Genomic DNA, 22,236 nt, shown 5'->3' on the forward strand with positions numbered 1-22,236 from the left:
TCGTATCAGCAACTGCCGCATCCGCAGTCAAACATGCCCAAACGCGGTCGGCTAATGAATACCGCGGCCCAAGTCTTCGGCGATTTTGTCCACGCCCTTAAGTGCGGCACAGGTCTTTTTGTTGGAGCAATGCCCCGTGCAAACGCCACCCTGAGCGCAGTCGGCGCAGGTGCCCTTGCGGTAGATGCGCACGCACACGGCGACAAACGCAATACCGATAACAGCCAGTACAACAATATCGATAGGTGCCATAGCAAGCCTCCTCTAGTTAACCACCACTTACTTTACCCCATTCTCCACCTACCAAAAAGGGACAGGTTTATTTTGGTCGGTTTTATCTGCGGAAACGCCACATCTCCCCTACCAAAAAGCCCGAGTGTCACTGAGACACCCGGGCTCGTGGAAAGGGGTTGATCCTTATTCGGACTTAGGCGGAAACTGCAGCGGAAGCAGTGTTGGTCTCGTCCTCGTCGGTCCAAGCGTGCTTGGGCATAGGACGGAAAATCTGGAAGAGCATCGCGACCAGCAGCACGATAGCCACAACCGTCCAGAAGCCAAACTGCCCAAGGACAAGCAGGTTATAGAACTGGTTGATGAACAGGCCGATCACCCAAGCGAAGGCGCACTCGTAGCCGAGGGCAATCGCGGTCCACTTGCCGGAATCCATCTGGTTGCGGATGGTACCCATAGCGGCAAAGCACGGAGCGCACAGCAGGTTGAACGCGCCGAAGGCAACGCAGGCGCCCATGGTGGGGAACATGCCGGCAAACGCGGTCCACAGGCTCGGGTCGGTCTCGCCCGCGTCGGCGACGGACAGCAGCGAGCCGGCGGTGGCGACGACGTTCTCCTTGGCGACGAGGCCAGAGACAGTCAGCGCGGTTGCCTGCCAGGTGCTAAAGCCGAGCGGGGCGAAGATCCAAGCGACCAGGTTGCCCAGCATGGCGAGCACGGAGTAGTCCATGAACTCCTCGGGGATGCCGTCCATCGCAGGCAGGAAGCCAAAGGAGCCGTTGTAGCTACCAAAGTTGGAGAGGAACCACACCACGACGGTAGAGGCGAAGATGATCGTGCCGGCCTTCTTGATAAAGGCCCAGCAGCGCTCCCACACGTGCAGCGCCCAGGAGCGGATCGCCGGGAAGTGGTAAGCGGGGAGCTCCATGACAAACGGGGTCGGGCGGCCGGCGAAGAGCTTGGTCTTCTTGAGCATGAGGCCCGAGGCGATGACGGCAAAGACGCCCAGGAAGTAGAAGAGCGGGCTGATCCACGCGGCGGTGGTAGAAGAATCGCCGATGATGGAACCCATGAGCAGGGCGATGATCGGCAGCTTAGCGCCACAGGGAATGAACGTGGTGGTCATGACCGTCATGCGGCGGTCCTTCTCGTTCTCGATGGTCTTGGTAGCCATGACGCCGGGGACGCCGCAGCCCGAGGACACGAGCATGGGGATGAAGGACTTACCGGACAGGCCAAAGCGGCGGAACACGCGGTCCATGATGAAGGCGACGCGGGCCATATAGCCGCAGTCCTCCAAGAAGGACAGCATGACGAACAGCAGGAACATCTGCGGGACGAAGCCGAAGATGGCGCCCAGGCCGCCGACGATGCCGTCGCAGACCAGCGAATCGACCAGGCCACCGTCCTCGGTGCCGCCCGCCACAAGGGCGTCGTGCACCACGGTGGTGATACCCGGGACATAGGGGCCGTACTGTGCCGGGTCGACCGAGTCGGCATTGTCACCCGCAGCCTCGACGGCCGCGTCGTAGGCGTCGCGACCCTGGCCGAGCACATACCAACCGTCGGTACCGAAGAGCTGGTCGTTGGTGAAGTCGGTCACCGTGCCGCCCAAGGTAGAAACGGCGATGTAGTACACGCAGAACATGATGACCACAAAGATCGGCAGGCCCAGGATACGGTTGGTAACCACGCGGTCGATCTTCTCGGAGGTGCTCATCTTTGCCGGAGCCTTGGTGAGGCACTCGTCAATGATGTGGGCAATCACGCCGTAACGCTCGCCGGTGATGATGGACTCGGCGTCGTCGTCGCAGTCCTGCTCGCACTGGGCGACCAGCTGCTCCACGCGAGCGGCCTTCTCCTTGGTGAGGTTGATGAGCTTGCAGGCGTCTGCGTCACGCTCGAACAGCTTGACGGCGTAATAGCGGCGCTTGTTGGCGGGAACGCTCGCCGGAAGGTTGTTCTCGATGTGCGTCAGAACGTCCTCGATGGAGGAGTCGAACTTGTGCTCCGGCACCTGCCCCTTGGAAGCAGCGGACTTTTTGACCTGCTCGAACAGCTCCTTGATGCCCTTGTTCTTAAGAGCGGAGATCATCATGACCGGGCAGCCGAGCTTCTTGGAGAGCTTGTCCGTGTCGATCTTGTCACCGTTCTTCTCGACCAAGTCGGCCATGTTGAGGGCGACGACCACGGGCAGGCCGGTCTCGATAACCTGAAGCGCCAGGTACAGGTTGCGCTCGAGGTTGGTGGCATCGACAACCTGGACGACAACATCGGGCTCGCCGCTCATGAGGTAATCGCGCGAGCACTGCTCCTCGGGGCTGTAGGGGGAAAGCGAGTAGATGCCGGGGAGGTCCGTGATGGTAACGTTCTTGTCGCTTAGGAGCTTGGCTTCCTTTTTCTCAACCGTGACGCCGGGCCAATTGCCAACGTAGCCGTTGGCGCCGGTGATCAGGTTGAAAAGCGTGGTCTTGCCGCAGTTGGGGTTACCCGCCAGCGCGACATGGATCTGAGAATCCGCCATTCAATCCTTCTTCCTTGTGTGCCTGCGCTGCTTTCTCCGCGCAGGCTGGATAAATGTGCTTCAAAGTTGCAGCATTAAGTTAGAAAAACCTAACTTTATCTGCAGAAATATACGCCGCGAGCCCTTACTGGACCTCGACGACGGCCGCCTCCTCCTTGCGGATGGAAAGCTCGTAGCCGCGCACGTTGATCTCGACCGGATCACCGAGCGGCGCGACCTTCACGACCTTGAACGAAGTGCCCTTGATGAGCCCCAGGTCCATAAGGTGGCGGCGAAGCGCACCCTCACCGTGAAGCTTGACGATGGTAGAGCTCTCGCCCACCTTAACGTCACCCAACGTCTTCATCCTCTTGTCCCCCTTTCGGTTTTTATGAAATGCTTCGGACTAACCGACGGTCATGATGTGCATGGCAACCTTGGAATCGATGCCAAAGCGTGCGCCCAGCACCGTGACGATGATATTGGCACCACTCGAGCTCACCACGTGGATTTCGTTGCCCTCGACAAAGCCGAGGTCCTTGAGGTGGTGTTTCATGTCCTCATTGCCCTTTACACGAGACACGCGCACGGTTTCGCCCGCTTTTACCATCGAAAGCGGCATGGCCGGCATCTGCGGTCCGCAAGACATGAGTTGCTCCTAACGTCAGTTCGTCCTCAACATCGACGCGATAAAAGTTAACCACGTCTATGTTCGCTTTAGTAAACTAGCACGCGGTTAACTTTTTGGAAAGGGTCCCCATTCAGATTTCGAAAAAGTTTCCTATACGAAACAAAAAGGCGCGGCAAAGGACCATCCTTTACCGCGCCCTATCATGCCTAGAGCGAGAGATTTCTGATCGACGTAACGCAGGAAGCCTCATCCACGCCCGAAACGCGGAACACAACATCCTCGCCGCACTCGCCGTAGAGAGCCATGAGTCCCATGACATCGCGGCCATCCGTGTGGCGATCGCCGATGCTGACTGACACGTCGCTACGATGCTTGGCAATGATGTCATAGAGCAGCGCAACCGGGCGGGCATGTAATCCCAACGGATCTTTAATCGTCTTTGTAAACTCGACCATGTCCCCTCCCACGACATCGCACATTCGGCCGGCAAACCCAGCCACGTGGTAGTTATTGTAGCGTTAGATGCTTGTCGAGAGCCCCTCCGGATACCCCGTGGTCAAAAAGTGGCAAATATGAGTACTGTCACCAATTTAGTAGCAGCAAAATCGAGAGCAAATTGGCCGATTTGGCCGATTTTAATGTTTTGGAAGCCATCGAATCGCGTCTATAGGGGGTTAGATAAATTGATTTTGAGCCCATTTTCGCTCAGAACAGGCCGAAAAATATGACACCTCTTTTGCAACAGTACTCATATTTGGTATTTTTTGACCACAGGGTCCAAAACCATGCTCCAAAACACAAAAGGAGGGGCCTCGTAAGGCCCCTCCTTAGGAAAGGGAATCGATTTATTCCACAGCCGTAGATTAATCCTAGCCGCTACTCCATCATATCGAGGACGGAAGGGCGAAGCTCGTTCTCGGCGGCCTCGGGATCGGTCTCGCGCAGGCGGTTGATGTAGCGGTTGTACCACGTCACGGCAAGGCCCAAGAAGACAACCACGCCGCCAACGTTGTAGACCAGCGTCAGCCACAGCGGCTGATCGAGCGGAATGGTGCCGCAGATAAGCACGAAGCAGAAGACCACAAGCAGGAATGCGGCAACGACCAGGCCAAAGCTGCGCGAACCCATGCGGAAGCCACGGGGAGCGGCGTCAAAGTTCTTGCGCAGCATAAAGTAGGCAAGCAAAATCAGCAGCGGTGGGAGCAGAGCGGTGGCAGCAGTCATGTTGGTAACGATCATGAGCAGGTCGTCGAGGTTACCGGAGCCCAGGGCCGGAATGATCAGGATGGGGACGACGATGGCGAACTGCAGCCAAGCAGCGCGGGCAGGAATGCCATGCTCGTTGAGCTCGACGATCTTGCTACCAAAGACGCCCTTGGGGATCTCGGTGAAGAAAACCTTGATGGGAGCAGAGGTCCACATCATGAGGGAGCCCAGCGTGGCGGCGAGAAGGATCAAGCCGATGGCGCGCGTAGACACTTCCATGGGAATGCCAAAGTGGGCAAAGACAGCGCCGAATACGTCGAAGATACCGGTGGAGATGGCAACGCCGCCCTCGGGGATGAATAGGTTGACCAGCAGCGAAGCGCCTGCATACAGAAGGCCGATGGTCAGGCCGGCGATAACGACGGTGCGCACGAAGGCCTTGACGCCACCCTTAAGGTCGTTAAGGAACACGCCGACAGACTCAGCGCCGCCAACGCCCTGGATGATCCAGGCAAGCGTACCGAAGAAGCCCCACGCAGTTGCGAAGTTGCTCATGTCGGGAGCCATGTTAGCGGGAGTAGGAGCCGTAGCGAACTCAACGCCGCCAAAGGCAGCAGCCAGGGACAGCAGGATGAACACGGCGGTCAGGCCGAGAGCCGCGGTCGAACCGAAGGAGGAAATGGAGCCGATCCACTTAGCGCCCTTGGTCGAAACCCACGTGGCGATAGCAAAGACGACGATCTCGATAATGGTGATCCACAGCTGCGAAAGCTCGGCGTTGGCACCAAAGAACACGTAGCTCGCGTAGATGATGACGTTGGGCAGGACGGACGCAAAGAAGAACAGGTTAACGAACCAGTAGCTAAATGCCGTCAGGAACGCCCAGCGACCACCCATCGAGGTCTTAACCCATGCGTACACGCCAGACTCGGAGTCCTTGTTGAGGCCGACGAACTCGGCGGTAACCAGGGTATAGGGGACAAAGTACAAAAGCGTGGCGAAGAAGAACGACGGCGCAGCTGCCAAGCCGATGGCCGCGTTGTTGTTGATGATGTTCTTGATACCGAACACGGCGGCGACCGTCATGCCCAGCAGAGCGAACGAACCAATCGTTCCTCGTTTTTCAGAGCTCATAAGCCCTCCCAATCATCTGTTAAATGTCATCTAAAACCGTCCGAGCTGCAAGTGCAAACACGGATGGCGCACCTGCTAAGGGGAATGGGGAAAAGGGAGTCAACAAAGCCATCCCCCTTAACGGCGCGAAGCAAACGTCCAGGCGGACGAATACTACTTGTTGGGGAAGGAATAACCTTCGACTGTCACGTGCAGTACCACGACGCGGGGATCCGCGGCATCGGCCACGACACGGTAGGCCTCGTCAATTTCGACGACGGCAACGCCGCCGGCGGGAATCGTCACGGTCTCCCCCGTACCCTCAAAGCGCTCGCGATCATCGATATCGCTGTAGGCGCGCGTACAGGTAAGATCGGCCTTGGAAGCCACCTCAACGGTCAGATTGCCGTCGAGCGGGGCGAGCACGGCATGGTAGCGACGGTGACCGACCAGATCGGCAGTAGCCGCCTCGTGGGCGTTCACCCACCAATACACCAGCGAGTCGCCGATAGAGTACGCCACATCGTGCTGCAGTTCAGAAACGCCGTCGAGTGCCTGACCGGTACGCATCCACTTCTTGACGGACTTCATCTGAGCGTCGAAATCGGCGCGCGAGTTAAAGACATGCATGGCTTATGCCTCCTTAATGGGTGCCAGCGCCTGAGCCAAATCGGCAGACGTCAGCGGTCGCAGGGACACCTCAAAGCTGAAGCTCTCAAAACGGGTGCGATAGGAATCGAGCACCTCGGAACCCCAAGAGTTCGAGCCAAGGCCGAGCAGCTGGTCGTTGATGTTAACCGTGACCGTGTCGCCCGGAACAAGGTCGTAGACGTGCTTGGCATTATCAATAGCCTCGCAGCTATAGGGCCATGCCGAGAACGAGAACGGGTTGGAAGCGGCGTCGGCCGGACGAGTCACCAGCACGCCATCACCGTGGCTAGAGCGCAGGGCAACCCAGCGGGTACCCTCGCGGTTGGCACAGTCCTGAGGCATAACGTAGGGCGTGAACATGTCGTCGACCGTAGTGCGGTAATGACCGACCGGGTTGGCACGCAGCGAGTCCGGATAGTTCTCGCCCGGGCCGTGGCCATACCACTCGACGGCACGATCGCAACCGGGAACCTCAAAGGAGATGCCGATGCGCGGGATAATGTCCGAATAGTCGCCGTAGGGCTCGCCGGAAACCTTGAGGTCGACGCGACCGCTCGGAAGCACGGTGTAGACAAGCTCGACGCGCATGCCGAACGCGCGGACGGGAGGAGCAATACGTTGGCTCACGGTAACGACGACCGCATTGCCGTCCTGCTTCCAAAAAACCTTGCGGGTGGACGTCTGCATTACATCAATGAAGTTGTCCTTCCACAGGGAGTCGTACTCCTGGGCGTGGTTGTCGACGAGCGGATGCCAAAAACCAACCTGGGGACCAGAGGCCATGACGTCACGGCCGGATGCCTTCCACTCGCTCACGGTGCCGTTTACCTTGCTGAAGGTCAGCTCGCCGTTGAGGGAGTGAATGCGAATCTCCTGCTCGGTCTCCTCGACCGTAAGCTCAGGACGAGTGGGAGCCGCAATGGCCGGCGCCGGATGGTTTGCGATGGCAAACTGGTTTGCGCCCAGTTGGAACATCGGCTCGCACCAGACGTGAGCGGCCATGGTGTAGGCGCGCACAGTCAGCAGGGTCTCGCCTACCGCGGCCTCGTGAATCACCAGCGGAAGCTGGACGGACTCACCGGGGGCAACCGCACCGGGCATGAGCGTCTTGCGGCAGACCACGTCGCCGTCCACCAGGGTCTCCGCCGACAGGCAAACATCCTCGAGGGTGGTAAACCAGCGCTTGTTGGTGACAGTCAGCTCGCCCGCCTCGGCGTCATAAGCCATGCGAACCGGGCAGATGACCTGGCCGTACTCGGTAAGGCCCGGGCTCGGCTGCTGCCAGGGGAACACCATGCCATCGATGCAGAAGTTGCTGTTGTTGGGGTAATCGCCGTTGTCGCCGCCATACATATCGTAGGCAATGCCGTCCTCGGTCACAGCAGCCAGACCGTGGTCGCACCATTCCCAGATAAACTGGCCTTGGATGCAATCCCAGCGATCGAAGACCTCCTGATACTCGGACAGGCCTCCGGGGCCGTTGCCCATGGAGTGACCGTACTCGCAGTTGATGCGCGGCTTGGGGAACGGATGCTCACCAAAGTCGTTCATCTGCGACACGCGGGAGTACATGGTGGAGATAACGTCGACGGTATCGGCGTTGCGATCCTCCTCGTAATGGACCGGACGACCATCGAGCTCGTGAGCCTTGGCGTACATCGCGCGGATGTTGCAGCCATAGCCGCTCTCGTTGCCCATCGACCACATAATGATGCAGGCGTGATTGCGCTCCTGCATCACCAGGCGCTCAATGCGGTCGACGTAGGCCGGCTCCCATGCCGGGTCGTCGGTGACCAGGGCGATATTGCCGATATTCTCGAAGCCGTGGCTCTCCATATCGGTCTCGGCGACCAGCATGATGCCGTACTCGTCGCACAGCTCGTAGAAGCGCGGATCGTTGGCGTAGTGGGACGTGCGCACCGCGTTGATGTTGTGCTGCTTCATGAGCTCCAGGTCGCGGCGCATGCGCTCGAGACCCACGGCGCGGCCCTTGTGATCGTCGTGGTCGTGGCGGTTGACGCCATGCATCTTAAAGTAGGTGCCGTTGAGGTAGATATGATTGCCCTCGACCGTCACCTCGGCAAGGCCTTGGCGATGCGGAACGTACTCGCTGACCTCGTCGCCGTCGTAGACCTCAAGCGTAAGGTCATAGAGGAAGGGGTCCTCGGGGTTCCAGAAGTGGGCATCGGCAACGCTGCACTCGGCATGGCCGTCGACGCACTCGCCCGTAGCGACCACATTCTGGCCATCGCTGAGCGTATACACGACGCGACTTGCGCCCTCGGCAACCGTATCGAGCGTGATCAGAGCGGCATCGCCCTCGCGGTGCGTGCGGAACCTAAAGTCGACCAGATGCGCGGTGGGACGCTGCATGAGGTACACATCGCGGAAGATGCCCGATGCCCACCACATGTCCTGGTCCTCGATGTAGCTACCATCGCTGTACTGCAGAACCTTGACCGCAAACAGGTTGTCGCCCTCGACGAGCGCGTCGGTCACGTCAAACTCGGCGGACAGGCGCGAACCCTTGGTCATGCCGATAAACTTGCCGTTGACATACAGCTCGCCGTAGCTCTCGATACCGTCGAAGCGAATAATCTCGCGAGCGCCGGCAGGCACGGCGGGAAGTTTGACGATGCGTTGGTAGACGCCCGTAGGGTCGTCGGAGGGAGCGAACGGCTGATCCACCGGGAACGGAAAACCCTCGTCGGTGTAGGCAAGGTTGCCATAGCCGTCTACCTGCCACAGGTGCGGAACCTCCACGTGATCCCACTCGGGCTCGTACGTGCAAAGTGCTTCGTTGGAGACGGCCGCGGGGCCCTCAAAAAGGCGGAACTGCCACGAGCCGGACAGCTGGACAAATCCGCGCGACAGCTCGCGGCTGTACGTAGCGGCGAGATCGGCGGTCTCATAACCCATAAAGTACGCATGGGGTGCCAGGCGGTTCCTGTGGGTGAGCGCTTGGTTTTCCCAATCGTTAATGGCGTCCATGGTGATGCTCCTTCGTCATCGTAGTGCTTCTTTGTGCAACCGGTTGTCCTTATCTTACGGGCGGTGCAAAAATCTGTGCAACCGGTTGTCCGCCGAACGGTCGATTTTGCCGGATTAACGGTGCAACCGGTTGTACAACCATGCTACTTATGTCACCCTAAGCTTAGGTACACAGCACAGGGCATCGTTCTTGAACTCACAGGCAACTGTCGCGCCTACCTATATCTCGCCCACACATGCCGTACTCAGTCGCAGTTTGATTGCAGCACGACACCGGTCACCGGATATCATGAACGCTGTTCAGGCGCACTATAGTAAGCTGTATCCGCACCAGCCTGTATCAGTAACAACATCGACCGCATTTTCCAGGAGACGCCATGACCCAACCAGCACGCACCGCACCCACGCTTGCCGAGGTTGCTGCAGCTGCCGGTGTTTCGCGCTCCACAGCATCGCGAGCACTCAACGATTCGCCCCGCATTAGCGAGGAGACCAAAAAACGCGTCCGCGCGGCTGCCAAGGAAGTCAATTTTGTACCCAACGCACGCGGCCGGGCACTCGCCGTCGGACGCACGGAAATAATCGCCGTACTGGTTACCGAGCCTTTGAGCGAGCTGTTTAGCGATCCCACCTACAGTGAGTTTTTAAGCGGTATTACCGAGGAACTTTCTGAGTCGTCTTACCTACCCGTGATCTTGCAGGCATCTTCCTCGCACGAGCGCAATCGCGCACGCGAGCATTTTGAGCGTCGCTCGTTTGACGCCGTCATCGACGTCTCGCCCTACAAGGGCAGTGAGCTGCTCGAGGTGCTGCGCGAGCTGGGCGTACCCACCGTGTTGTGCGGCCAGCTCGAGGGCCACCCCTATCGCGATGTGTTCTCGACGGTCTACTCCGACGACGAAGAGGGCGGCCGCTTCGCCGCGCTCGCCATGAAAGATCGCGGGCGCAAGGACATCGTTGCCGTGCTGGGGCCGCAGGATAACCCCGCCGTCGTCGACCGCCTTCGCGGCTACCGTGCAATTTTGGGCGAAAGCCTTCCGGATGAAAATGTCATCTATACCGGATGGAGCAGCGGAGACGGCTACCAAGCCACGCGGCGGCTGCTCGCGCGCGAAATACATGCCGACGGCGTGCTATGCGGATCGGACCGTATCGCAACCGGCGTTATCGCCGCATTCAACGAAGCGGGAATTAGCGTACCCAAAGACGTTTCGGTCGTAGGCTTCGATGACCACGAGGTCGCAGCTCGCAGCGTCCCCGCGTTGACGACCATTCGTCAGCCGCTTCGCGAGGAAGGCCGCATGGCTGCAGGCATTGCGCTCGATATGATTAACGGTGCCGCGCCCACCACCACCGTCATGCACATGCAGCTCGTTCAGAGAGACTCACTGTAGGAAACTGGGCCGGGCTTTCCGCTAGGCTGCTTTAGCGGAAAGCCCGGCCCATTCCGAACGCCGATTCTGGGATGTATTTTCCGCCAGAAGCTCAACCGGAAAGTGTGACCCGTTATTTGGCTGGATTCTGGGTCGCAGTTTCCGCGACGTCCGGTCACCCTATGTCCTCGCAACGCCCGCGCATAAAAAACGAGGGAAGGCACGCGTCCTTCCCTCGTTACAGGCAATATGTAGCCGCTTGCCTACATCAGGCGCAGGCTGACGTCCTTGAGCTGGGCGCCGGAAACGGCACTCGGGGCGCCCGACATAAGGTCGGAGCCGCTGGCCGTCTTGGGGAACGCCATGACGTCGCGGATGGAGTCGGAACCGGTGAGCAGCATGCACACGCGGTCCAGACCCAGAGCGAAACCGCCCATCGGGGGCGCACCAAACTTGAGCGCCTCCATGAGGAAGCCAAACTGAGACTCAGCGCGCTCCTCGGTAAAGCCCAGGAGCTTGAGCATGGACATCTGCATCTCGGCGTTGTGGATACGCATGCCGCCGCCGCCGGCCTCAAAGCCGTCCATGACAAAGTCATAGGTGCACGAACCGGCTGCCAGCGGATCGGCCTCGATCTTGGCGATGTCGGTCTCGGTCGGCAGAGTGAACGGTTGGTGCTCGGCAGCGTAAGCCTTGCGGTCCTCATCCCAGTGGAACAGCGGGAAGTTGACGACCCACAGGAAGTCGTGACCCTCGCGCTTGATCTCGAGCGCGTTGGCCATGTGCGAACGCATGCCGCCCAGGATCTCGTCAGAGAGCAGGCGCGGGCCGGCGGCGAACATCACGAGGTCGCCGGGCTCGACGTCCATACGCTCGCGCAGGGCAGTCATTTCCTCGTCCGAGAAGAACTTGACGATGGGACTGTTGATGGAGCCATCCTCGCGGAAAGCAATCCAAGCCAGGCCCTTGGCGCCAAACGTGGAGGCCACGCCGGCGAGCTTATCGATCTTGGCACGTGCCCAGGCACCGGCGCCCTTGGCGTTAATGGCCTTGACGACAGAACCCTCCTCGTTTGCGGCAGTCGCAAAGACCTTGAACTTGGAGTTGGCAAAGATGTCGGTCAGGTCGACCAGATGCATGCCATAGCGGGTATCGGGCTTGTCGGAGCCATAGGTGTCCATGGCCTCCCAGTAGTTCATGCGACGCAGCGGCGTGGGCATCTCGACACCCATGCGGCCGAAGGCATCGGCCAGGACCTCTTCGAGCGCGCTCATAACGTCGTTCTGGTCCACGAAGGACATCTCGATATCGACCTGAGTGAACTCGGGCTGACGGTCGGCACGCAGGTCCTCGTCGCGGAAGCACTTGGCAACCTGATAGTAGCGCTCGACGCCACCGACCATAAGCAGCTGCTTCAGGAGCTGCGGGGACTGCGGCAGGGCGTAGAAGTTGCCCGGCTGAATACGGCTGGGAACGATGAAGTCACGAGCGCCCTCGGGCGTGGACTTAAACAGGGAGGGCGTCTCGACCTCCATGAACTCACGGTTGTGCAGCGCCTCGCGAATGGCAAAGGTAAAGTCGGAGCGCAGCTTGAGGTTGGCCATCATCTCGGGACGACGGAGGTCCAGATAGCGATAGCGCAGACGGGTGTCCTCGCTGGTCTCGATGCCGTCCTCGATCTGGAACGGCGGGGTGACGGACGTGTTGAGCACCTCGGCGTGGTCGGTCAGGACCTCGATCTCGCCGGTCGCGAGCTTGGCGTTGGTGGTCTCCTCGCCACGGGAGCGCACGACGCCGTGGATCTTGATGGGCCACTCGGGACGCATGGTCTCGGCGATCTTAAATGCGTCGCCGTCAGAGTGCTCGGGGTCGAAGGTGAGCTGCGTGATGCCCTCGCGGTCACGAAGGTCGCAGAAAATAAGGCCGCCGTGGTCACGGCGACGGCTCACCCAACCGGTGAGGGTGACCTCTTCGCCCACGTTCTCGAAGCGAAGCTCGCCGCAGGTACGGGTGTGCATGGAATGCTCATCGATGGGACGGGTCTGGCTCATACCAGTGATCCTCCTTTATGGATCTGTGCCGCCCCGTGTCGTTCCGGGCGGCGTCGTACAGATTTGCCCAGCCTGCGTAAACCGCGCAGCCGGACATGGCGTTCTATCTTATCGCACCCGCGTCGATGTACCACGAAAAAGTAGCTCTTGCCCAAAGACTTGACGGAGACGAAACAATTGACGCACCGTGGCCGTCGCCAAGGCGCGCGGCGTGCGACAATGTGCCCCAATAAAACAGCACTTGGAAAGGCCCGTCATGACTGCACGCCTCATCGTTATGGATATCGACTCCACGCTCATCAACCAGGAGGTCATCGACCTGTTGGGCGAGGAGGCCGGCGTAGGCGAGCAAGTGGCGAAGATCACCGAACGCGCCATGCGCGGCGAGCTCGACTTTAAGCAGGCGCTTGAGGAGCGCGTGGGGCTGCTTGCCGGCTTGGATGAGAGCGTGTTCGAGCGCACCTTTGAGCGCGTGACATTTACCCCCGGCGCGTTAGAGCTTGTGCGCTCGGCACACAGCAAGGGCTGGAAGGTCGGCGTGGTGAGCGGCGGCTTCCACGAGATCGCTGACAAGATCGTAGCTGCCGCGGGTATCGATTTTTGCCTGGCCAACCGCCTGGAAGTCGTCGACGGCAAGCTCACGGGTAAGCTGGCGGCAGACATTGTGACCAAGGAGTCCAAACTCATCCAGATGCTGGATTGGGCAGTCGAGTGCGGTGTCGACATGGCCCATACCGTCGCGATCGGCGACGGCGCCAACGACATCCCCATGATTCAGGCCGCGGGCACGGGCATCGCGTTTTGTGCCAAGCCCAAGACGCGCGAAGCCGCCCCGTTTGCCATCGATGAGCGCAACCTGATGCTCGCCATGGACATCATCCTGCGCGACTAGCCGATCCGTCTAACAATTGAATCAGTCTGTCCTATAGTTTCCGAACAATTTTGTCTTAGTGTTCGGAAACATACCCTTTGAGTGCTAGACTTTGCGCCGTCGAAGGGAACATATATGGATAAGCGAGATCTTGAGCAGTTGCTGAGCGATGTTGCCGGCGGAGCAGTCACCCCGGCTGTCGCCCTTACGCGCATCCAGACGGCGCCAACCGCCAATCTGGGTTTTGCGCAGCTCGATCTTTCGCGCGGGGTGCGCCAGGGAGCCGGCGAGGTTGTCTACGGCGCCGGTAAAACCGCCGAGCAGATTGCCGCCATTATCGAAGCGCTGCACGATGCCGGCCAGGAGCGCATCCTGGTCACGCGCCTGGACGCCGAAAAGGCAGCCCGCACCTCGGAACTCCTCGACAACGGCATCGACCTGGGATATGTCCCGGACGCACAGCTCGCCCTCGTAGGAGGCAAGCCCTCCCCTACCGGCAATGGACGCATCGTCGTCGCCTGCGCCGGTACGAGCGACCTGCCCGTCGCCGAAGAAGCCACGTTGACGGCCGAGTTCTATGGCAACGAGGTCGACCGCCTCTACGACGTAGGCGTCGCCGGCCTGCACCGCCTGCTCGCGCATGCCGAGGAACTCGCCCAGGCACAGGTGGTCATTGCCATCGCCGGCATGGAGGGCGCGTTGGCGAGCGTTATCGGCGGTCTGGTGAGCTGTCCGGTCATCGCCGTTCCCACCAGCGTGGGCTACGGCGCAAGTTTTGGTGGCGTAGCCGCGCTGCTCGCCATGCTCAACTCCTGTGCCAGCGGCGTATCGGTCGTCAATATCGACAACGGCTTCGGCGCCGCCTACCAGGCAAGTCTTATCAATCATCTGAGCGCCGGCACACCCCGCGCCCGCTAAGGAGCATTCCATGTCCAATCATCAGCACACGCTTATCATCGACGGCACCTCGGGCATCAGCGGCGATATGACCGTCGCGGCCCTGCTCGACCTGGGCGCCAGCGAGGAGCACCTGCGCGAACAGCTCGCCACACTGCCGGTCGACGGCTTTACGATCGCCGTCACGCGCGTAAACAAGCATGGCATCGACGCCTGCGATTTCGACGTTCAGCTGGCAGAAGAGCTCGAGAACCACGACCACGACATGGCATGGCTCTACGGCAACGAAGCAGCTGCCGAGCACACGCACGAGCACGAGCACGAGCACCACCATCATGACCATGACGAGCATGAGCACTGCCATGAGCATGATCATGAGACCCACGGCCATGGCCACGAGGGTCACCATCACGCCCACCACCATCACCACCGTTCTTTGGCGGACGTCACCGCCATCATCGACGGCTCGCAGTTAAGCGATGGCGCCAAGCGTCGTGCGCACGCCATCTTTACCGCGCTCGCCGCCTCCGAGGCCAAGGCCCACGGCAAAACGCCCGAGACCGTCATGTTCCACGAGGTAGGCGCCGTCGATTCCATCGTCGACGTCTGCTCTGTCGCCATCTGCCTCGATGACCTGGGCATCGAGGATATTGTCGTCGAGTCGCTCTCCGAGGGCCACGGCACCATCCACTGTGCCCACGGCCTCATGCCCATTCCCGTCCCCGCTGTCGTCAACCTGTGCCAGGCGGGCAATATCGCCCTCACGCCTGCACCGGTCGCCGGCGAGCTCGTGACGCCCACGGGCGCCGCCATCGTCACCGCGCTGTGTACGTCCGACCAACTGCCCTCACGCTACCGCATCGAAGCCGTCGGCTACGGCGCTGGCAAGCGCCCCTACGAGGGTTGCTCCGGTACGCTCCGCTGCCTGCTCGTTCACGCGGACGCATAGCCATGGATGCCCGCAAGGCAAAAAGCCGCGCTGCCATCGTTTCGGCGTTCTCCGAGCTGCTGCGCGAAGAGGACTACGGCAAGATCACCGTCGGCGACATCATCGCGCGCGCCCACGTAGGCCGCGCGACATTCTACGGCCTCTTTAAGAGCAAAGACGACCTACTGTCCGAGCTCGTGAGCGACATCTGCACCCACGCCCTCGACGACGATGGTACGCCGCTCGACGACCCACTCGTGCAAGTCGAGCATATCCTCAACAACCTCTGGGAACGCCGTCAGGGCGTTCGAGCCCTCGTAGCCGGCGCCGGCTCACGCGTCTTCGCCGACTGCCTCCGCAAGACCATCATGTCGCGCGCAGCCGAAACCGTCCCCGTCGACCCCGCAGGCCCCGCCGCCACCATGGACCGCAGCTTCTTACTACACCACATAGCCTCAAGCTTCGTAGGAATGGTCCAATGGTGGGCCTGGCACAACTTCCAAGCAGCCAAAGCCGACGTAGCCAAAGACTACCTATCAGCCATTAAGCCTCTCTTCAACTGAGTAAACCCCTCATCCCAAAGTTCCGACCTCATCTCAAAGCGCCGCCCCAACCCAAAGCACAATCCATCCCAAAGTGTCGACAGAAGCCCAACGCCCCTACCAGCAACAAGCCCCTCCCATCCAAATTCAGATATATATTGGGTTGCTTGTACGAACGCAACAAAGATCCCGCAGCTGTCCGCATGGGGTAACTTCCCAGCGCATTCCGCAGGACGCAAAAAGGCTCGCCGCACGAAGTGCGCAGCGAGCCTTTTTGCATGTCCGAGGACGCGCTGGGAAGTTACCCCATGCGGCCAGCGGACAACTATGTAGCCTCAGACTAGAACATGCCCAAGAAACCATGCACAAACAGCGCGGCCAGAGCGGCACCGACAAACGGAGCGATGCCAGGAACAAGCAGGCCATACTTCCAGTTGTTGTCGGCCTTGTTCTTGATCGGCAGCACCTGATAGGCCATGCGAGGACCAAGGTCACGAGCCTGGTTCATGGCGAAGCCAGTAATGCCGCCCATGCCCATGCCAACAGCCCAAACGATCAGACCGACGCAGATAGCGAGCATCAAAACGTTCTCGCCGGCACGGCTAGCGGTAGCCAGGATGGCGCTGATGAACACAAAGGTGCAGATAGCCTCGCAGAAGAAGTTGCGGGCATAGTTGGTGCCCTCGGTGGTGGGGTTGGTCGAGAAGATGTTGCGCTGGGCAATAGGGTCGACGACGCCGTCGGAAGCCTTGAACTCATCGGCATACATCAACCACGCGATCACGGCGCCCACAAAGCCGCCGAGCATATCGGCAATCATGAAGGGGATGCAGCTGCTCCACGGCACCAGGCCCACGATGCACTGGGCAAGCACCATGGCGGGGTTCATGCACACGGCGCCGCCAAAGATAAACAAGGCGACCGAGATGCCAAAAGACCAGGTGGTGATGGCAAACATGTGGCCGGAGCCCTGATACTTGGTGCCCTTAAGCACGGTATCGCAGTGCACGCCCACGCCAAAGATGATCATGAGGGCCGTTGCGCCGAATTCGCAGAGGAGTTTGGTAAGCATAAAACCTTATCTTTCTTGTCGGTTATAAACGGTTCGTTTAGGCCGCGTACTAGTGCTGTGCGACGACAACGCCCAGGCCATCGGGAATGACGGCCACCTTGGCATCGGCACCCTTCATCTCAAAGGCGAGCTTGAGCGCCTCATCGAGGGTGTTAACCGGCGTCATGTGCATATCCTTGATCATCTGGTGATCGCACAGGTCGGTAACCATGATCACAGGGTGATGCGCCAGGATGCGGGCAAAGATCTGGCTCGTCCACTGGTCGGGCAGGGTCTCGTCCTTAGGACGGTCGATGCAGGCGCGCTCAAACTCTGCCGGATCATTGTCGGCGATGTTGTGATAGAAGCCCTCGCCACCGTGACCGTCGGCACAGCCGGCGACGTCGATGATCACGCCGCCCTCGGGAAGCGTGGCCTCGGCAGAGCACATGCCCTTCACGGCCTGGTAGATGTTCTGGTCGAGCGGGTAGCCGCCGTTGGTGGTGATGGCAATCTCGCACTCGACGGGCTCAACGCCGGCAAGGCTCTTCACGAACTCGCAGCCAGCCTCGTGCGCCTTGTGGATATCGCCGGCAAAGGAGCCGATGACCTCGTGCTTGCCGTTGAGCACCACGTTAAGCACAAAGGCAAGGTGAGCCATCTCGGCGGCAGCAAACATGTCCTCGCTCACGTGGTTGTGGCACAGGTTGCCGGCACGCGAGTGGGAATCATTCACAAACTGACCGTTGTGGTTGTACATGATGGTCTTGTAGCTGGCGATGCCAGGCAGGACGGACTTGCGGCTACCAGAGAAACCGGCAAAGAAGTGCGGCTCAATAAAGCCCTCGGCAAGCAGCAGATCGCAATCGGCGGCAATCTTGTTGATGATGCACTCGCCACCAGAAGGCAGGGTGCCGATCTTTTTCATCATGCTGTCGTCAGTCGCGACGTGCATAACGATTTCCTCGTTGGCAACGATCTCCTCGCCGTACTTGTTGACGAGTTCCTCATGCGTCGACGGACGATGCATACCCGTAGCAACCAAAATGCGCACGCGAGCCTCGGGCGCAGCAGAATGGATGTGATGCAGCAGAATAGGCATCGTCACACGCGAGGGAACGGGACGCGTATGATCGGAGCTAATAATGACAATATCCTTCTTGCCAGCACAAAGCTCCTCGAGCGACGGCGAACCATAAGGGTTGGCAAGCGACTCCTCTACCAGCTCTTCCTGCGATTTCGTGGTCTTAAACTCGTTTTGATGACCTTCCATCACACCCGCGAAGTTCTTATCCTCGAGCTCCAGATGCAACGTCTTGTGGTCAAACGGCAGTTCACATTCAAACAATAACGAGCGCCCTCTTCCTTTTCAACTGACACACTAGATAAACCGTTGGAAGGATACGCCGCTCACCGAAAAACACCACCGTCCACCGACTCATTAACACAACGTTCATATTTGATCCACAACAAAACGGCCGCGACCCCAAACGGGACCGCGGCCGCCTGTCAAAGACACTATAGACAGGATGATTTACGCAGCGCCGAGGCAAACATCTAGCCCGAGACGTACGCACGTAAGCCATTTTGCATAAATGCATTAATTAATTTAATCAAATGGCGCATGGATTTCTAGCCGTAACAGGGTAGTGCTCTCCGGAGCGTGCATTTTTGCGAGTATTCAGCATCGCGGGATAAGATTTTGGTGCCAAAAGTCTTTCAAAAGGTAGATAGTCCTCATGGCTCGTCCCATCTGGATGGCATGCGGCGAGAAACCAGCCATATATGAACATCGGCAAAGCCCAATCGTCATGCAAAAGCATCAACAGGAGCCGCGAACGTCACCCATAGCCTTATGCACCAATCTTTGGCTGCTGAAAACTCCGTTTTTTGCACGTCGCCCCAAGCACCACCCTCACCCAGCGGCTGATCCGCCGAAGACCGGACATCGCAGGGCCCGCCATCAGTTTACTTTTAGGCACACTCCGCAGGACGCAAGAAGCCCTCGCCGCACTCCACATTGAGCGCGAAGCGCACCTTATTCTCATCGGCCCCAATTCCTGAAGACCGAGGACGAAGGGACCCGATGGGTTTCCCTCTGAATGCATTCCGCAGCACGAAGCCCCCTTATCCGCAGCTCCGAAGGAGCAGGATAAGGGGGCTTCAAGTGCGAGGACGCATTCAGAGGGAAACCCATCGGGTCCCGGTGAGAGCCACAGGGCTATCGATTACCCCGTGTTCTGCAATCCTGCCGAGACGCCGGTCACAGTCGAAAGAATCAGGCTCATGTACTCGGCCTTCTTCTCCTCGGCCATCTCGTCCTGGTTCATACGCACCTCGCGAAGGGCGCGGACCTGGGCGATGGACAGGGCGTCGACGTAGGGGTTACGTACACGGACGGCGCAGCCGAGCACGCGACGGCGCTGCAGCGGCCACTCGTCACCGACGATGGCAAGGACCCACTTACGCGTGAGCTGCATCTCGGTAAAGACCTTCTCGGACAGATCCTGGCGGTCGCCCAGGTGCAGATACATCTTGGCGATGCGCTGGTCGGTCTTGGCGATCGACATCTCGATGTTGTCGATAAAGGTGCGGAAGAACGGCCACTCCTGGTAGGCAGCCTTGAGCTGGTCAAGATCGCCAAGCTGCTCGCAGGCGGTGCCCAGACCGTACCAAGCGGCCAGGTTAATGCGCGCCTGGCTCCAGCTGAAGATCCACGGAATGGTACGCAGGTCGTCGAGTGACTTCGCACCCAGACCGCGCTTGGCCGGACGCGAGCCGATCGGCAGCAGACCGACCTCGGTCAGCGGCGTCACGGTCGAGAACCACGGTGTAAAGTCCTCGGTGTTCAGCAGGTCCAGATAGCGCTCGTGGCTTGCGGTGTTGAGCTTCTCGGCCATATCCCAGAACTTCTGCGTGGTCTCGGTGTTGGTCTTCTCGACACTCGGGGCCGACTGCAAAAGCGTTGCGGCGGCAACGGACTCAACATGGCGCTGAGCCAGCGTGCGGTTGCCGTAACGGGCAAAGATGACCTCGCCCTGTTCGGTGAGCTTAAAGAAGCAGTTGACCGAACCCTTGGGCTGCGCCAGCACGGCCTTGTTGGCAGGGCCGCCGCCACGGCCCACGGCACCGCCGCGACCGTGCATGAGCACCAGGTCGATATCGTTCTTCTCTGCCCACTTGGCAATGCGCTCCTGCGCGGAGTGCAGCGCGAGCATGGCCGTGGTAGGACCGGCATCCTTGGAGGAGTCGGAATAGCCCAGCATAACCTCCATCCGGCGGTTGGTCTGGGCAAGGCGCTTTTGCACCACGGGCAGCGTAAGCATCTGGTCGAGCACGTCGACGCAGCCCTCGAGGTCCTCGAGCTGCTCAAACAGCGGGATCACGTCGAGCTCGGGGACATCCTCCTCGTGTGCAAAGGACAGGTGGGCGAGCTCAAAGACGTCGGCCACATGCTGGGCGCTCTTGGTGAACGAGATGATGTAGCGGTGCGCCATCTTTTTGCCGTAGCGCTTTTGGATGGAGCCGATAGCGCGGAAGGTATCGATGACCTCGCGCGTCATGGGCTGCAGGTCGCCATGGATACCGTTCTCGTGGATATCCTTAAGGGCGCGGGCATGCACCACGGAGTGCTGACGGAACTCCATCTCGACCATATGGAAGCCGAAGGACTCGACCTGCCAGATGATGGTTTGGACCGGGCCGTAGGCAGCACGGACGGCACCGCAGGCGGCCAGCGAACGCTGGACGACGCGCAGGTCATCCAGGAACTCGTCGGCGCTGTGGTACATGGTGTCGGTGATACGACGGACGGTGGCATTCAGGCGGTCGGCCATGACGAGCATGACGGCGCGATGCGGCTCGTGCTCGGAGATCAGCTCGGCGCGGGCCGTGTAACGAGAGCTCATCTCGACCTGATGGTTCCACAGGTTAATGAGCTCGGCCGACGGCTTGCTGTAGGTAGCCTCGAGCGTGAGGTTGCGGCCGATGTGGCGGCACTTGTCCTCGAGCTTGAGCACCATGTGCGTAAAGTACTTGGCGGCGACCTCACGGCTCACCTTGGCGGTGACGTTGGGGTTACCGTCGCGGTCGGAACCGATCCAGCTGCCGGGATGGAAGAACGCCGGGCACAGCGGCGGCACAGTACCGGCCTTGTCGCCCAGCACCCAATCGTCAAAACGACGATAGATAACGGGGATAACGTCGAACAGCGTGTTATCGAAGATGTCGATGATGGTATCGGCTTCCTCGACCGGCGTGGGCTTCTTGAGCGCGATGGGACTCGTACGCACCAGGGCGTCGATCTCCTGCAGCATATGGCGCTCGTTCTCCACCAGGTCGGAGCCGCCCAGACGCGGACGCTCCTCCAGCAGGTTGGAGATACGGCGGATCTTGCCCTCGACGGCCTTACGACGGGCCTCGGTGGGATGTGCGGTAAAGACAGGGTGGAACTCGAGCTTGTCGAGCAGCTCGTTGGCACCCTCGACACCCAGCTCATTCACCAGCTGGTGATAGGCAACGGTAAGCTCGTTGGCAGGATCGACCTCGGTATCGGTCGACGCACCGGCCTCGCGCTCGCGCAGCTGCGCCACACGGTAGTTCTCCTCCGACAGGTTTGCCAGATGGAAAAAGCTCGTAAAGGCGCGAACGATGACCTGCTGCTTATCGAGCGGCAGGCTGTCGATCAAATCGACGACCTCACGAAATGCCACGGCAGTGGGCTCGTCGGCGGTGGGCACGCCCTGCTCGTCGACGGCTTCGTCGGCAGCGCAGGTACCGGGGTTGCCGGCATTGACCACAATCTCGGCTGTCAAAATCTTGTCGAACAGGTCCGCGATCTCGGGATCATACTCGCTAAGCACACGGCGCTCCAGGCGCAAGAACAGCGCCAGATTGTCGCGCAGCTCCTCGGGGATCTCGATCTCGGCGAGACGCTCCCTGGACTCGGCATTCGAGCCGATTCGGTTAACGAGGCGGTTGACCACGGCAGCGACGCGCGCCGCGGCTTCGGGTACAGACTGGTTGCTTAGGTTCTCAGCCACGTTTCCTCCCATTCCTCCTTCTATGCACGTAACATGCGGTATTCATTATAGGCGCTTGAGAAATACTTTCGACACTGATTGCGCTTTACCACACAAAAGTATTTTCTGCATTGCAAAGGTTTTTGCCCTAAATGGTCGTATTTCTCGGTGGGCGG

The 22,236-nt window shown here is 59.8% G+C and carries 17 protein-coding genes; 5 read left to right on the forward strand and 12 right to left on the reverse strand.

Annotated features, from left to right (window positions below; genetic code table 11):
* Window positions 1-51 precede the first annotated feature (51 nt).
* The 8 genes from FGQ67_RS01415 to FGQ67_RS01450 form a co-directional block, all read right to left on the reverse strand.
* Window positions 52-252, reverse strand: a complete 201-nt coding sequence (locus tag FGQ67_RS01415) for a hypothetical protein (protein WP_117634210.1) — start codon at window positions 250-252, stop codon at window positions 52-54.
* A 175-nt stretch (window positions 253-427) separates the two neighbouring features.
* The gene (feoB, locus tag FGQ67_RS01420; protein WP_138339700.1) at window positions 428-2,755 is read right to left on the reverse strand and encodes a ferrous iron transporter B; all 2,328 of its coding nucleotides are present in this window, start codon (window positions 2,753-2,755) and stop codon (window positions 428-430) included.
* Window positions 2,756-2,879: 124 nt separating this feature from the next.
* Window positions 2,880-3,101, reverse strand: a complete 222-nt coding sequence (locus FGQ67_RS01425) for a FeoA family protein (protein WP_006234774.1) — start codon at window positions 3,099-3,101, stop codon at window positions 2,880-2,882.
* Window positions 3,102-3,140: 39 nt separating this feature from the next.
* The gene (locus tag FGQ67_RS01430; RefSeq protein WP_022094360.1) at window positions 3,141-3,383 is read right to left on the reverse strand and encodes a FeoA family protein; all 243 of its coding nucleotides are present in this window, start codon (window positions 3,381-3,383) and stop codon (window positions 3,141-3,143) included.
* Between the two features lie 188 nt (window positions 3,384-3,571).
* Window positions 3,572-3,820, reverse strand: coding sequence for an HPr family phosphocarrier protein (locus FGQ67_RS01435; RefSeq protein WP_171025131.1), 249 nt, complete (start codon window positions 3,818-3,820; stop codon window positions 3,572-3,574).
* Window positions 3,821-4,241: 421 nt separating this feature from the next.
* The gene (locus FGQ67_RS01440) at window positions 4,242-5,705 is read right to left on the reverse strand and encodes an amino acid permease (RefSeq protein ID WP_138339702.1); all 1,464 of its coding nucleotides are present in this window, start codon (window positions 5,703-5,705) and stop codon (window positions 4,242-4,244) included.
* Between the two features lie 153 nt (window positions 5,706-5,858).
* Entirely contained in the window at window positions 5,859-6,314 is a 456-nt protein-coding gene (locus tag FGQ67_RS01445) for a NanQ anomerase/TabA/YiaL family protein (RefSeq protein ID WP_138339703.1), read from the reverse strand.
* Window positions 6,315-6,317: 3 nt separating this feature from the next.
* Entirely contained in the window at window positions 6,318-9,326 is a 3,009-nt protein-coding gene (locus FGQ67_RS01450; RefSeq protein WP_138339704.1) for a glycoside hydrolase family 2 TIM barrel-domain containing protein, read from the reverse strand.
* 377 nt (window positions 9,327-9,703) lie between these two features.
* On the opposite strand from FGQ67_RS01450, the gene FGQ67_RS01455 reads away from it, so the two are divergent.
* Window positions 9,704-10,720, forward strand: a complete 1,017-nt coding sequence (locus FGQ67_RS01455) for a LacI family DNA-binding transcriptional regulator (protein ID WP_138339705.1) — start codon at window positions 9,704-9,706, stop codon at window positions 10,718-10,720.
* Window positions 10,721-10,962: 242 nt separating this feature from the next.
* Here FGQ67_RS01455 and aspS read toward each other — a convergent pair whose 3' ends face one another.
* On the reverse strand, window positions 10,963-12,750 hold the full coding sequence (aspS, locus tag FGQ67_RS01460; RefSeq protein WP_138339706.1) for an aspartate--tRNA ligase: 1,788 nt from the start codon (window positions 12,748-12,750) through the stop codon (window positions 10,963-10,965).
* Between the two features lie 256 nt (window positions 12,751-13,006).
* On the opposite strand from aspS, the gene serB reads away from it, so the two are divergent.
* From serB to FGQ67_RS01480, 4 genes are all read left to right on the forward strand, one after another.
* Entirely contained in the window at window positions 13,007-13,642 is a 636-nt protein-coding gene (gene serB, locus FGQ67_RS01465) for a phosphoserine phosphatase SerB (protein ID WP_138339707.1), read from the forward strand.
* A 114-nt stretch (window positions 13,643-13,756) separates the two neighbouring features.
* On the forward strand, window positions 13,757-14,539 hold the full coding sequence (larB, locus tag FGQ67_RS01470) for a nickel pincer cofactor biosynthesis protein LarB (protein WP_138339708.1): 783 nt from the start codon (window positions 13,757-13,759) through the stop codon (window positions 14,537-14,539).
* A gap of 10 nt (window positions 14,540-14,549) precedes the next feature.
* Window positions 14,550-15,467, forward strand: coding sequence for a nickel pincer cofactor biosynthesis protein LarC (gene larC, locus FGQ67_RS01475; protein ID WP_138339709.1), 918 nt, complete (start codon window positions 14,550-14,552; stop codon window positions 15,465-15,467).
* Window positions 15,468-15,469: 2 nt separating this feature from the next.
* Window positions 15,470-16,009 carry a TetR/AcrR family transcriptional regulator gene (locus tag FGQ67_RS01480; protein WP_138339710.1) on the forward strand — a complete coding sequence of 180 codons (540 nt, stop codon included), beginning with the start codon at window positions 15,470-15,472 and terminating at the stop codon, window positions 16,007-16,009.
* 319 nt (window positions 16,010-16,328) lie between these two features.
* On the opposite strand, the gene larD is transcribed toward FGQ67_RS01480, so the two are convergent.
* The 3 genes from larD to FGQ67_RS01495 form a co-directional block, all read right to left on the reverse strand.
* Window positions 16,329-17,060 carry a D/L-lactic acid transporter LarD gene (larD, locus tag FGQ67_RS01485; RefSeq protein ID WP_055309665.1) on the reverse strand — a complete coding sequence of 244 codons (732 nt, stop codon included), beginning with the start codon at window positions 17,058-17,060 and terminating at the stop codon, window positions 16,329-16,331.
* A gap of 49 nt (window positions 17,061-17,109) precedes the next feature.
* Window positions 17,110-18,387: a nickel-dependent lactate racemase gene (gene larA, locus FGQ67_RS01490; protein ID WP_022093875.1), complete on the reverse strand. Its 1,278-nt coding sequence runs from the start codon at window positions 18,385-18,387 to the stop codon at window positions 17,110-17,112.
* A gap of 880 nt (window positions 18,388-19,267) precedes the next feature.
* Entirely contained in the window at window positions 19,268-22,081 is a 2,814-nt protein-coding gene (locus FGQ67_RS01495) for a phosphoenolpyruvate carboxylase (RefSeq protein WP_416378154.1), read from the reverse strand.
* Window positions 22,082-22,236: the final 155 nt, after the last annotated feature.

Origin of the sequence: Collinsella aerofaciens (genome assembly GCF_005845035.1) — a bacterium.
Taxonomy (GTDB): Bacteria; Actinomycetota; Coriobacteriia; order Coriobacteriales; family Coriobacteriaceae; genus Collinsella; species Collinsella aerofaciens_I.

Coding starts and splice junctions, on each gene's coding strand:
- FGQ67_RS01450 (WP_138339704.1), bottom strand. CDS start 9,326: ATGGACGCCATTAACGATTGGGAAAACCAAGCGCTCACCCACAGGAAC.
- FGQ67_RS01455 (WP_138339705.1), top strand. CDS start 9,704: ATGACCCAACCAGCACGCACCGCACCCACGCTTGCCGAGGTTGCTGCA.
- aspS (WP_138339706.1), bottom strand. CDS start 12,750: ATGAGCCAGACCCGTCCCATCGATGAGCATTCCATGCACACCCGTACC.
- FGQ67_RS01480 (WP_138339710.1), top strand. CDS start 15,470: ATGGATGCCCGCAAGGCAAAAAGCCGCGCTGCCATCGTTTCGGCGTTC.
- serB (WP_138339707.1), top strand. CDS start 13,007: ATGACTGCACGCCTCATCGTTATGGATATCGACTCCACGCTCATCAAC.
- FGQ67_RS01415 (WP_117634210.1), bottom strand. CDS start 252: ATGGCACCTATCGATATTGTTGTACTGGCTGTTATCGGTATTGCGTTT.
- FGQ67_RS01435 (WP_171025131.1), bottom strand. CDS start 3,820: ATGGTCGAGTTTACAAAGACGATTAAAGATCCGTTGGGATTACATGCC.
- feoB (WP_138339700.1), bottom strand. CDS start 2,755: ATGGCGGATTCTCAGATCCATGTCGCGCTGGCGGGTAACCCCAACTGC.
- FGQ67_RS01445 (WP_138339703.1), bottom strand. CDS start 6,314: ATGCATGTCTTTAACTCGCGCGCCGATTTCGACGCTCAGATGAAGTCC.
- larB (WP_138339708.1), top strand. CDS start 13,757: ATGGATAAGCGAGATCTTGAGCAGTTGCTGAGCGATGTTGCCGGCGGA.
- FGQ67_RS01440 (WP_138339702.1), bottom strand. CDS start 5,705: ATGAGCTCTGAAAAACGAGGAACGATTGGTTCGTTCGCTCTGCTGGGC.
- larC (WP_138339709.1), top strand. CDS start 14,550: ATGTCCAATCATCAGCACACGCTTATCATCGACGGCACCTCGGGCATC.
- larD (WP_055309665.1), bottom strand. CDS start 17,060: ATGCTTACCAAACTCCTCTGCGAATTCGGCGCAACGGCCCTCATGATC.
- FGQ67_RS01430 (WP_022094360.1), bottom strand. CDS start 3,383: ATGTCTTGCGGACCGCAGATGCCGGCCATGCCGCTTTCGATGGTAAAA.
- FGQ67_RS01425 (WP_006234774.1), bottom strand. CDS start 3,101: ATGAAGACGTTGGGTGACGTTAAGGTGGGCGAGAGCTCTACCATCGTC.